The 12,201-nt window shown below is 54.1% G+C and carries 8 protein-coding genes; all 8 read left to right on the forward strand.

Annotated elements, in window-relative coordinates:
• Nucleotides 1-2: 2 nt before the first annotated feature.
• Genes J7360_RS19260 through J7360_RS19295 form a run of 8 tightly spaced genes read left to right on the forward strand, consistent with a single transcriptional unit; the run spans nucleotide 3 to nucleotide 12,197 of the window.
• Nucleotides 3-3,200, forward strand: coding sequence for a glycosyltransferase (locus tag J7360_RS19260; protein ID WP_254894411.1), 3,198 nt, complete (start codon nucleotides 3-5; stop codon nucleotides 3,198-3,200).
• Nucleotides 3,197-3,991 carry an ABC transporter permease gene (locus tag J7360_RS19265; protein WP_209034529.1) on the forward strand — a complete coding sequence of 265 codons (795 nt, stop codon included), beginning with the start codon at nucleotides 3,197-3,199 and terminating at the stop codon, nucleotides 3,989-3,991. Before J7360_RS19260 ends, J7360_RS19265 begins: the two co-directional genes overlap by 4 nt.
• Entirely contained in the window at nucleotides 3,988-5,208 is a 1,221-nt protein-coding gene (locus J7360_RS19270) for an ABC transporter ATP-binding protein (protein ID WP_057662859.1), read from the forward strand. The genes J7360_RS19265 and J7360_RS19270 overlap by 4 nt, the downstream gene beginning before the upstream one ends.
• Nucleotides 5,208-6,569, forward strand: a complete 1,362-nt coding sequence (locus tag J7360_RS19275) for an FkbM family methyltransferase (RefSeq protein WP_057662862.1) — start codon at nucleotides 5,208-5,210, stop codon at nucleotides 6,567-6,569. The genes J7360_RS19270 and J7360_RS19275 overlap by 1 nt, the downstream gene beginning before the upstream one ends.
• Before the next feature lie 35 nt (nucleotides 6,570-6,604).
• The gene (locus J7360_RS19280) at nucleotides 6,605-9,982 is read left to right on the forward strand and encodes a glycosyltransferase (RefSeq protein ID WP_139792829.1); all 3,378 of its coding nucleotides are present in this window, start codon (nucleotides 6,605-6,607) and stop codon (nucleotides 9,980-9,982) included.
• A 23-nt stretch (nucleotides 9,983-10,005) separates the two neighbouring features.
• Nucleotides 10,006-11,040 (forward strand): GDP-mannose 4,6-dehydratase, encoded by a 1,035-nt coding sequence (gene gmd / locus J7360_RS19285; RefSeq protein WP_057662867.1) that lies wholly within the window; start codon nucleotides 10,006-10,008, stop codon nucleotides 11,038-11,040.
• Entirely contained in the window at nucleotides 11,024-11,950 is a 927-nt protein-coding gene (locus J7360_RS19290) for an NAD-dependent epimerase/dehydratase family protein (protein WP_209034531.1), read from the forward strand. Before gmd ends, J7360_RS19290 begins: the two co-directional genes overlap by 17 nt.
• A complete protein-coding gene (locus tag J7360_RS19295) occupies nucleotides 11,940-12,197 on the forward strand; it encodes a hypothetical protein (protein ID WP_209034533.1) in 258 nt (85 codons plus the stop codon). The genes J7360_RS19290 and J7360_RS19295 overlap by 11 nt, the downstream gene beginning before the upstream one ends.
• Nucleotides 12,198-12,201 lie beyond the last annotated feature (4 nt).

The raw sequence follows: 12,201 nt of genomic DNA on the forward strand, positions 1-12,201 counted from the left end.
TCGTGATCGATCTTCAGGGGGCGCAGACGGCAAGCCGGCATCGCGGTATCGGCCGCTACTCCTTGGCACTGGCCGACGCTATGCTGCGCCAGTCCAGAGGCCACGAGTTCTGGATCGTTACCAATGCGGATATGCAGGCGCCGGAACTTGGCCAACTGGCAGCGTTGCTGCCGCCAGAGCGCATGATCTGCTTTCATTCGGTGCAACCGGCCTGTTGGCAGGATCCGGCAAATCGCTGGCGTCGCATTGCATCCGAGCAGACCCGTGAGTCCTTCATCAGGGCGCTGCAGCCCGATGTCGTGCACGTGTCTAGCCTGGTGGAAGGCGCGCAAGATTATGCGGTCACCTCGATTGGGGCTCGCCAATCGTCTCCGTTCACGGCAGCGACGTTGTATGACCTGATACCTCTTCACGACCCTGCGTACCTACAGGCAGTTTGGGCCCGTATGTGGTACACGGACAAGATGGCGTCGCTGCAGCGCGCCGACCTGCTGCTCACCATCTCCGACTATGTCAAGCAGGATGTGGAGGAGCGCCTGCCGGTATCGCCAGAACGCGTCGTCAATATTTCATCGGCCGCGGCCGACATCTTCAGGCCGATCGCTGTCAATGACGAGCTCCGTCATCGCTTACGGGTTGATTATGGCATCCACGGCGACTATCTGATGTGCAGCGGGGCAATGGATCCGCGCAAGAATCTTGAGCGACTGCTTGCCGCCTATGCGATTCTTCCAGAGTCGACCCGTGCGCGATATCAGTTGGTCATCACGGGTCATGTCACCGCTCTAGAAAACGATCGGATGATGCTGGTCGCTCGTCGTCTTGCGATTGCGTCCGATCGCCTTGTCCGGGTTGGACAGGTGAGCGACAGTGCTCTGGTCGAATTGTACTGCGCCGCTACGCTGTTCGTTTTTCCCTCGTTGCAGGAGGGATTCGGCTTGCCGGTTCTTGAAGCCATGTCTTGCGGCACAGCTGTGATCGGTTCTGGAATGAGTAGCATCCCGGAAGTGATCGGTCGCGATGACGCTCTGTTTGATCCTACAAATACCACGGAGATGGCGGCAGCCATCCAGCATGTCATCGAAACGCCGGATTTCTTACGTGATCTGCGCGAATATGGTTTGTTACGTGCGAGGGCATTTTCCTGGGCGTCCAGCGCTTCGCGTGCGTTGGATGCGTTCGAACTACGAGCTGATCACGCGCATATGCGATTTGGCTGGAGTGCCGGACTGGATCAAGCGGATGCAGAGCGCGAGCGTGTCATCGAGGCGCTTGTTGACGCGCGCGCTGAGTCCGGGCCTGTCAGTGATGAGGACTTGGTCAAGGCTGCGGCAGCGATGGCTGCAAATGAAGATGTTCTTCGTGCCGTACTGCGTCATAGCGAGCCGTTACCCAGCAAACCGTCATGGCGAATCGAGGGGCCTTTCGATAGCAGCTACAGCCTGGCGCTGGTTAATCGGGAAGTGGCACGTGCATTGGATGCCCAAGGCTTGCAGGTGGCGCTGCATTCAACGGACGGTGCAGGTGATAGCGTCCCGGACGCACGCATCTTTTCCGCCGACCCTGCGATTGCACGTCTGCATGTTGCGGCAGCGTCGCTTCCTGCACGCAAGGTTGACGTCAGTAGCCGCTTGCTCTATCCACCTCGCGTGGCCGATATGGATTCTCGGTTCAACCTCCTGCATGCGTACGCGTGGGAGGAGTCGGAACTTCCGACTCCTTGGGTAGAAGACTTCAATGAGTTTTTGCAGGGCGTCTCGGCACTATCCTCCCATGTAAGGAAGGTTCTCATCGATAGCGGTGTGGGGCTGCCGACATCGGTATGCGGCGCCGGAGTAGATCATTGGGACCGCATTGCAGATGGGGAGGATTTCCCGATACAGGCGCGCAGCTTTCGTTTTCTGCACGTGTCATCGGGCTTGCCGCGCAAGGGCGTCGATGTGTTGCTCCAGGCTTATGGAGATGCATTCACCGATGAAGATGATGTGTCGCTGGTCATCAAGACTTTTGCCAATCCGCAGCAAGACGTCCACCGGTTACTGCAGGATTTGAAGTCAGCGCATCCTCGTTTTCCCGATGTGGTGATCATTGAGCGCGATCTCAGTGGCTCACAATTGAAGAGCGTGTACTCGCAATGCCAGGTCATGGTCGCCCCGAGCCGGGCGGAGGGATTCGGCTTGCCAATGGCCGAAGCCATGATCGCTGGCTTGGCGGTGATCACCACCGCCTGGGGGGGGCAGTCCGACTTCTGTACGCCGGAAACTGCATGGCTGATCGACTACGAATTTGCTTATGCCAGAACGCTTTTCGACATGCCGCTCTCTGTATGGGCTGAGCCGTCGCGAGCTCATCTTTCGGCTCTTCTGTGCGAACTGGCGCAAATGCCGGCGGATATACGCATGCGCCGCGTCGACTCAGGGCGAAGGCTATTGCGTCGCAACTTCAACTGGCATGACGTTGCCTTCAGATTAATTAAGTTTTCCAGAGATGTGCATGAAAGGCCACTCGATTCTTGCCACCCTTCCGTCGCATGGATAGGCTCCCTGCAGTCCGAGTGCCAGGGCGTTTCCGATATTGAGGCCTGGATTAGCCAGGGCTCGTATCGAGTCATGGCACTGACCGCAGAAGGCGGCGACGATCTTGTTCCGGTGTCCGCTGACATACGCTGCTGCTGGAAGCCGAATTCGACAGCTGCGGCAGACGAATTGATAGCCGAGTTGGACGGGCTGGACGCCACAGCGGTAGTCGTCCATTATCATCAAAGTCTTCTCCCGCCCGGGCAGCTTGAGAAACTTCTTGCCTATCTGCATGGTAGCCGTTCTACCACGCTACTGATTCTGGAAAACCCATCCCTTATTGGGGAGTGGCCGCAGCATTTACTGGCGCAGTTGAGGATGTGTAGGCGTGTGATCGTGGCTGATGTGTGCGGAATGAATATGCTTAAGCGGCACGGGGTGGTCGATTGCGCAGTCATTCTCCCTAGAGATGCGGCTGAGGAAAAGAAGGCTGCGACTGGGGTTCGCTTCTGGAACATGTTGAGTGCCATTGTATGGCAAGAGTTTATCGATAGGCGTGATGTCTCCGCAGAGGAAACGGCGGCAGTCGCGCAGGAGCAGTGCTGTGCATTAGTGCAGCATCCAGTTAATCAGGGCTCTGCACCTAGTGCGGGTTTTCCTGTCGTAGAAAGGTCATCCACATGAAGGACATGCTGCGCGCTCTTTGGGCGTACAGATATTTCATCTTCTCATCGATAAAGAATGAGTTAAGGATTCGCTTTGTGCAAAGCAGGCTCGGTGGTCTATGGATGATCATCCATCCGCTGATGCAGGTTTTGATATTTGCCTTGATCCTTTCTGAGGTTCTTTCAGCGAAGCTTCCTGGCATAGACAATAAGTACGCCTACGCGCTTTATTTGATGGCTGGAACATTGGGTTGGAACCTGTTTGCGGAAACGATTGGGAAATGTGTCAGCCTGTTTATTGATAGTGGCAACCTGATGAAAAAGATGGCGTTCCCACGAATATGCCTGCCTTTCATCGCAGCAGGCACTACGTTGGTGACCAATCTGCTCCTGCTGGTTGCGATTTTCGTTGTCTTCGCAGCGCTCGGGCACTTTCCAGATCATCACCTGATCTGGCTGCCTGCACTGATCCTGACCACGCTACTTCTTTCCCTGGGGGTCGGCCTCATCCTGGGTGTATTGAATGTCTTCATGCGCGATATCGGCCAGGTAGTGCCCGTTGTGCTGCAGGCGCTGTTCTGGCTGACTCCTATCGTATACAACATTAATATCCTCCCGGACGCAGTACAGCGTTGGTTCAAGTACAACCCGCTTTATCCGCTCGTGACGAGTTACCAAAATGTGCTCGTATACGGTAAGCCCCCATTGTGGGGTGATATCTTTGAACTGGTTTTGGTATCCCTTGTTCTTCTGGTGGTCGCACTCGTGATGTTTCGGCGTGCCGGCCCTGAAATGGTGGACTCGCTATGAGTGGTATGCTTTCGGTGAGTAATCTTGGAAAAGCCTATCGCAAATGGGGGAGCGAGTGGGCGCGGGTTGCCTCATGGTTCGGTATCCGCGTAAAGCCGGCCGAAGAACATTGGGTCATACGCGACATAAGTTTTTCTATAGGCCCCGGCGAGACTGTGGGTATAGTTGGCCAAAACGGCGCGGGTAAAAGCACGCTTCTCAAACTCATTACAGGGACGGCCCATCCTACCGAGGGGCAGGTTTCACGCGCTGGTCGAATTGCAGCGATTCTTGAGCTTGGAATGGGTTTCAATGCCGAGTTGTCTGGGCGTGAGAACGTGTTTCATTCTGCCGGCTTGATGGGCTATAGCCAGGAGCAGATAGAAGCGGTCATGCCTGAGATAGAGGCATTTGCCGAGATTGGCGAGTATTTCGACCAACAGGTGAGGACTTATTCAAGCGGCATGCAAATGCGTGTCTCGTTCGCCGTTGCAACCGCATTTCGACCCGATGTTTTGATCGTCGACGAAGCACTTTCGGTAGGTGATTCATATTTTCAACATAAATCCTTCAAGCGTATCCGCGAGTTTCGCGAAATGGGTACGACTTTGCTGATCGTGTCCCACGATGCTTCCGCCATACAGGCGATCTGTGACCGTGCCATTCTTTTGGACGGCGGGAAAATTGTTCGAGACGGCGCGCCGGACGATGTCATGGATTATTACAACGCGCTTATCGCAGAGCGCGAAAATGCTTCCCTTATCATTCGAAAGCACGAATCAGGAAGGGACCAAATCGTTTCGGGAACCGGGGAGGCGATTGTCGATCAAATAGGTTTATACGATCATGATGGCAATCCCGTCGAGATGATTGATGTCGGGCAGTGCGTGGAGCTAAGGATAAAAGTGCGCGCAGTGGCTGACATCGCACGGCTTGTCCTTGGCTATATGATCAAGGATCGTTTGGGTCAGCCAGTTTTCGGCACTAACACTCATTACACGAAGCAGCATCTGGACACCGTAAGCGCCGGTATGCTCGTAAATTTCAAAATCAAATTCGATGCCAACCTAGGTGCGGGAAGTTATTCGGTCTCTACCGCGCTAGTTAGCACGGAAACGCATTTGGTCAATAACTACGAGTGGAGAGAGCTTGCTCTAACCTTCACCGTTGCCAATATAAGCAAGCCCGATTTCGTCGGGACTGCATGGGTGCCACCACACATCGAGATCGTTAGTTGATGTCTACGTTTGTCAGTTACGCTCAAAATTTCGAAGATGTCATGCTGTGGCGTGCGCTTCAGAATGTTCAGGATGGATTTTACGTAGATGTGGGCGCTCAGCATCCATTGCGTGACTCCGTTACCCGTGCCTTCTACGAGCGTGGGTGGCGTGGTGTCAATATCGATCCGGTAGCATCATGGCATGGACTTCTTTGTGTTGACCGTCCTCTGGACACAAATCTGCGTGCGGCCATCGGTAGCGATACCGGTGTAGCGCTGTTCTACGAGGTCGCGGACACCGGTCTTTCCACGATGGACGCCCAGTTGGCTGCCGAACATTCGGCGAATGGCTTGAAAGTGCTGGTCGAAAGCGTGCCGGTGCGCACGCTGGATTCGGTCCTGGCCGAGTACGCGAAGGGGCCGGTTCATTTCCTGAAGGTAGATGTCGAGGGCGCTGAAGTTCAAGTGCTTCAGGGATTGACACTGGCTGTGCACCGCCCCTGGATCATTCTGGTCGAAGCGACGCTCCCGAATAGTCAGGTAGATGTTTCCGCGCAATGGGAGCATTTCCTGACCGATGCCGGCTACGAATGTGCTTACTTCGACGGGTTGAATCGCTATTATATAGCGCAGGAACATTTGGATCTGCGCAAGCACTTCGCTACGCCTCCCAACTTCTTTGATAAGTTCGTTCGCCACGTTGATTGGGAACGTGCAGAGATGGCACGGAGGTTGCAGGAAGAAGTTGCATTGCTTAAAGAGCAGCAGCAGGCCCTCGTCACTTTAGAAGAAAAGATTGAAGCGTCCGAAGAGAAGATCCAAGTCTTACAGCTAGCTAACGGTAGGCTCATCGAGGAGCAGAAGCTGCTGGTCAATCAGCTGCAGCAGTTGCAAAACGAGCGTCATCAGCTGTCGGATCAATTGTCGGATCAAGGCCGTTTGCTGGCGCTCATACTGTCATCACGCAGTTGGAAGATTACAGCTCCATTGCGGAAGCTAACAGTAACCCTGGGTGTTGCCCGGAAGCTGGATCTTTCGTCTGGCGCCGCTGTTGAGACAGTGTCGGCTCTTGGAGTTCCAGCGGAAGATCGTTTGCTGGAGCTAGCAAGTGCTTACTCTCCCGAAAGGATGTCGATTGGCGTTAGCGAGCCAGCGGTAACCAGTGCCGCAACAAGCTTGCGCGTCGACGTTGTGGTTGATGAGCTAAGGAGGATGATCCTTCCACCGCGGGAAATGCCCGCTCCCTTACGCAGACTGCCTGGCGTTTCTCTTATTAGCAAGCCTGTCTTGAGAATCTATGAGCGTTTGTTTAGAAAGCAGGCTTTAATCAATGCGCGTATCATCGAAGTGCTTGAGCTTTTGAAGAACGCCAGAAACTAAATCGACTGTTTCTAACAGTTCATTGGAAGGTCTCCGTGCCACTCATTCGTATTCATCAATTTCACTCAGGATCTGCCTACGGCGATGCGGTAACGAACTCGATGCTGCTGCTGCAGAAGCAACTGCGTGCATTGGGGTTCGACTCCGAAATTTTTGTTGAACATTTGGATCCGAGGCTTGCGGGACAACTGCGCCAGCATACAGATTTACCGGTTTGTCTTTCTCCGCAGGACATTTTGATCGTGCAGCATTCGATGGGGCACGATCTTCTTGATTGGGTCCTGTCGTTGCAGGCGCGAAAAGTCTTGATGTATCACAACATTACGCCTGCCAATTTCTTTTCCGTAGGATCGGCATTCCATCGCTACTCGTTGATTGGTCGAAAGCAACTGAAGCAAATTCAGTCGGCAGTGGAAGGTGCCGTTGCTGTATCCGATTACAATGCGCGCGAGCTCAGGGAAATTGGATTCGAACGGGTCGACGTGCTGCCCATTCTAGTGCGCGACGATCACTACGCTGGAGTTCTCGCTCCGAGATGCCTGGAGGCTTCGGTAGGACGCCCATGGACCGTTCTATTTGTGGGAAGGATTTGCGAGAACAAGGGACATCTGGAGCTCGTAGAGGCTGCCAAGTCGTGGTTGGAGAGTTATCCGGCATTTCCAATCCAGTTTGTCTGCGTGGGCAGCCATGAGATTGGTTCGGAGTTCTATTCCGATGTGCATGCACGCATTGCTTCCTTCGGCTTGTCCGGTATCGTCAGGTTCACCGGAAAGATCACGGATGAAGAATTGCTGGATTGGTATGCGCGTGCCGACTGCTATCTCAGTCTCAGTCGACACGAGGGATTTGGAGTTCCCCTGATCGAGGCAATGCTCTGTGACCTTCCAGTCATCGCGCTGGATGCCGCCGCAGTTGCCGAAACGATGGGTGGGGCAGGAATCCTTCTGCCGGATGCCGATCCGCAACGCGTCTCACGCGAGTTATTCCACTTGATGAGGAGTCGGTCGCGGCGTCGCGAGATAATCAACGCGCAACGGATTCGAGCGGATAATTTCCGCAGCAACAACATGAGGGTAATTCTTGGCGATATCCTGGAGCGTATGGGCATTAGATTGCCTGCGAGCCCGGAGTTGGCAACCGGTATTTCCACAGCGACGGAAGTGCGAATTGAAGGGCCATGTGATTCCAGTTATAGTCTCGCGATAGTCAATCGCGAACTTGGGCTGGCATTGGATGACGCTGGCGCGCAAACATGTCTGTTCTGTACCGAGGGCCCAGGTGACTATCAGCCTTCGGAACAGGCCATTGATGCTCTTGAGCCGCGTGTGCGCGTACTGTTGCAGTCTGATGCTCCGGGATCGATACCTGACTTGGTCATCAGAAATCTGTATCCGCCACGCGTTCGTGACGCGCGTGGCCAAGTCAATGCTGGTTATTTCTTCTGGGAGGAGTCTTCATTCCCGGCCCAGTATGCAGCGGACTTCAACATTTCTCTCGACGTGTTGCTAGCGCCATCTAGGTTCGTCATGAATGTTTGGCGCAACTCAGGTGTCAACGTTCCAATTCATTACGTTGGGACAGGCGCCGATCATATCCTTGATCAGGCCGCGGAGCAGCTGCCTACTGCTTTGCCGGAGGGCTATCGTTTCCTGCATATCTCCTCCTGCTTCCCACGCAAGGGTCCGGATGTGTTACTTCGCGCTTGGGGGCGAGCCTTTGCTGGACGTAAAGATGTACATCTTGTCATCAAGACGTTCTCGAACCCGCACAACGAAGTGCCGGGTTTATTGAAAGAACTTCGCAAAAACCAGCCCGATTATCCACCCGTCACCTTGCTGCTGGATGAGTACACGCCGGGTCAATTGCGGAATTTATACAGGGAATGCGATGCGTACGTCGCCCCATCGCGCGGTGAAGGATTTGGACTGCCTATGGCAGAGGCCATGCTGCATGACCTTCCCGTAATCGCGACGGGCTGGGGGGGGCATTCCGAATTCTGCACGGAACAGACCGCATTCCCTATCCGCTACCAACTCAAACCGTCGTCTAGCCATGTTGCAGGCAGTGACTCCTCGCTGTGGGCGGAGCCCGACGAAGATCACTTGGTTGAACTGCTGCGTCAGGTGCAAGGCGGACAGTTTGAAGGAACTGCCGCCAGAGTTGCTAATGCGCATGGCCTGATAAAGCGGGAGTACAGTTGGGAAAGCGTTGCCCGTCGCGTGACTTCTGCGAGCGCGGCGGTCAGGCGGCGTGCGCGTGATTTTTCCTTGGAACCGCTACGGCTAGGCTGGGTATCCACCTGGAACGAGACTTGCGGAATAGCCACCTACTCTCGCTACTTGCTTGAGAATCTACCCCTGGATGAAGTTTCTATCAACATCTATGGCCGTATAGGCACGTCGCGACCGGATGGCCGTTTTTCTCTGAACAATCAGTGGTCCGATGCAAGCGAGGCTTCTCTTGAGCGCCTTGCGGATACAATCCTGGCTGACAACATCGAAGTTGTGGTGTTTCAGTTCAACTTTGGCTTCTTCAATGTAGATGCGCTTGGAGCATTGACGTCTCGCCTCGAGAAATCCAATGTGCGCGTTCTCTTGGTGCTGCATTCCACCAAGGACGTGGACAAGGCAGATTTCAAGGCGACTTTGCGAGATGCCAAGGGCGTTGAGTCCGCTACTCGGATACTCGTTCACTCGCTTGACGACTTGAATCGACTGATTGATTACGGTTTGGGGGGCAATGCAGCGATATTCCCCCACGGAGCAATGGACGGGGTTCGCATAAGTAGGCAGGAGGCACGTGACCGCCTTGAGGTTGGCCGCGATGCAAAGATTATTGCCTCTTATGGCTTCATGCTGCCGCACAAGGGGCTTCCAGAATTAGTTGAAGCATTTGCTGAGCTTAGTCGTAAGGAGCCAAACGCATATCTGTTCATGATCAATTCGCTTTTCCCCGACCCGATATCCGAGAAGTTGCGCGATAAGCTTCTTGCTCGAATCGAAAGGCTTGGCATTCGCGAAAAGGTTAGATTTTTTACTGAATTTCTTCCTGAGCAGACCGGTCTCAACCTGCTACAGGCCGCGGACATTGTGGTTTTTCCATATCAGGATACCGCCGAATCGGCAAGTGGCGCAGTGCGCTTTGGTCTGGCGGCGCATCGCCCGGTAGCCTGCACTCCATTGGGAATATTTTCCGACTTGGAAGGTCAAGGGCTACGATTCCGAGGGTGCACGCCTGAGGAGCTTGCACAAGATCTGCGACAATGGCTAAACGACGATAATATCGAGAGTGTGGTGCAGGGACAGGATGAGTGGATCAAGGTTCGAAGCTGGCCACGACTAATGATACGCCTGCTCGATATGTCGCGGGGGCTTGTATTGGATCATGACGCCATCTCAGAACAGAACGCTTAAACATTTAGGAATGAGAACATTTTATGCGCGTTGCAGTCATTACTGGAATCACTGGGCAAGATGGAGCTTATCTTAGTCGGCTCCTGCTCGATAAGGGATACATCGTCTACGGGACTTATCGACGTACAAGTTCGGTGAACTTCTGGCGAATCGAAGAGTTGGAAATTCGCGATCATCCCAATCTGCATCTGGTCGAGTACGATCTCACGGATCTGGGGGCGACAATTTCTCTGCTAAATAAGGTACAGCCAGACGAGGTTTACAACCTGGCTGCACAGAGTTTCGTCGGGGTGAGCTTCGAACAGCCAAGTACTACGGCTCAGATCACCGGCGTAGGGGCCCTCAATGTGCTCGAGGCGATCAGGTTGGTCAACCCAAAGATCCGTTTTTATCAGGCATCGACCTCGGAGATGTTCGGCAAGGTGCAGGCTGTGCCGCAGAAGGAAGATACGCCGTTCTGGCCGCGCAGTCCTTACGGCGTCGCCAAGCTCTACGCGCACTGGATGACGGTCAATTACCGCGAGAGTTACGGAATCTTTGGAAGCAGCGGAATCTTGTTCAATCATGAGAGTCCGCTTCGGGGCCGTGAATTCGTTACTCGAAAGATCACTGACACGGTAGCCAAGATCAAGCTCGGAAAAGTAGACGTGCTGGAGCTGGGTAACCTGGATGCCAAGCGCGATTGGGGTTTCGCGGAGGAATACGTTGAAGGCATGTGGCGGATGCTGCAAGCAGCGCAGCCGGACACATTTGTTCTTGCTACGAATCGGACCGAGACGGTGCGTGATTTTGTGAGCATGGCATTCAAAGCAGCTGGAATGAATGTTGAGTTCACTGGAAACGACGAGGACGAGATTGCTGTCGATGTTGCGACCGGCGCCACGGTCGTACGAATCAACGCTAAGTTCCATCGTCCGGCTGAGGTGGATCTGCTGGTGGGCGATGCAAGCAAGGCTCGGGAGGTCTTGGGCTGGCAGGCAAAGACAACACTGGAGCAGCTTTGTCAGATGATGGTGGACGCCGATCTACTGAGGAATCAACGTGGCGCTTCGTTCTGATCGTCTCGGCCGGGTTCTGGTCACGGGTGCCTCTGGATTCACCGGCCGTTATCTGACTCAAGCCCTCGCAGAAGCCGGATACAGGGTTATCGCCTGGGGGTGCACATCAGATCACGAGGTGGATATCAATCAACGAGATCAGGTGCTGGATGCCTTGATGCAGTCGCCGCCCGACTACGTCATACATCTTGCAGCTGTAGCTTTCGTCGACCACGACGATGTTGATGAACTTTATAGAGTGAACGTGCTGGGTACCAGGAATTTACTTGAAGGCCTGGCAGCGCTTCCGGAACGGCCATTGCACACGCTGCTTGTCAGTAGCGCCAATGTGTATGGGAATGTGGAAGGCAGCATTGACGAGGGATTGCCTCTGGCGCCGCAGAATGATTACGCGGTAAGCAAGGTGGCTATGGAATACATGGCGAGGATATGGACGCAGAAGCTTCCGATCACGTTCGTGCGACCGTTCAACTATACAGGTGTAGGCCAGAATGAAAAGTATCTGCTACCAAAGATAGTCGGGCACTTTCGTCGGAGGGAGCCTGCCATCGAGTTGGGGAATCTTGATGTCGTCAGGGACTTCAATGACGTTAGGAACGTGGTCGAAGCCTATGTCGCGCTGTTATCTTCAGTGGGGCAGGGAGATGTATTCAACGTATGTTCTGGAGTCGAGACGTCGCTGGCTGATGTCATAGAGATGATGGAGTGTATCTCCGGCCACAAGCTCGATGTGCGTATCAATCCGAAATTTGTACGCGCTAACGATGTGAGGCGTCTCGTGGGCGATGGCTCCCGGCTTAAAGAGTTAGTCGGCACAGTTGCAGCCAGGCCTCTTGAGAGCACGCTGCGATGGATGTTTGAAATGACTGGAGAAGACGAGATGACCAGGAATGATCGGCGTGGAAGTTAATTATTTGCTGGCGCGTATCGCGCAATGGTGGACGAACCCTCGCCATCAGCGTTGGCTCCTATTCACTGTCGGGGCATTCCTGGTCGTCAACCTGGTTGTCCTCATCGGCTATCTTTTTGTCGGATACCAGAACTATTTCCATACCGATGCTTCGACAAAGAACTTGCTTGCTCAGGAAATTCTCGAGACCGGCCATTTCTTTCCTCCTGATTGGAATTACGCGAACAGGGATCTAAGGAAGGTCTGATCAA

It is taken from the genome of Xanthomonas sp. D-99, from assembly GCF_017746145.1.
Taxonomy (GTDB): Bacteria; Pseudomonadota; Gammaproteobacteria; order Xanthomonadales; family Xanthomonadaceae; genus Xanthomonas; species Xanthomonas cissicola.

Coding starts and splice junctions, on each gene's coding strand:
- J7360_RS19265 (WP_209034529.1), top strand. CDS start 3,197: ATGAAGGACATGCTGCGCGCTCTTTGGGCGTACAGATATTTCATCTTC.
- J7360_RS19270 (WP_057662859.1), top strand. CDS start 3,988: ATGAGTGGTATGCTTTCGGTGAGTAATCTTGGAAAAGCCTATCGCAAA.
- J7360_RS19275 (WP_057662862.1), top strand. CDS start 5,208: ATGTCTACGTTTGTCAGTTACGCTCAAAATTTCGAAGATGTCATGCTG.
- gmd (WP_057662867.1), top strand. CDS start 10,006: ATGCGCGTTGCAGTCATTACTGGAATCACTGGGCAAGATGGAGCTTAT.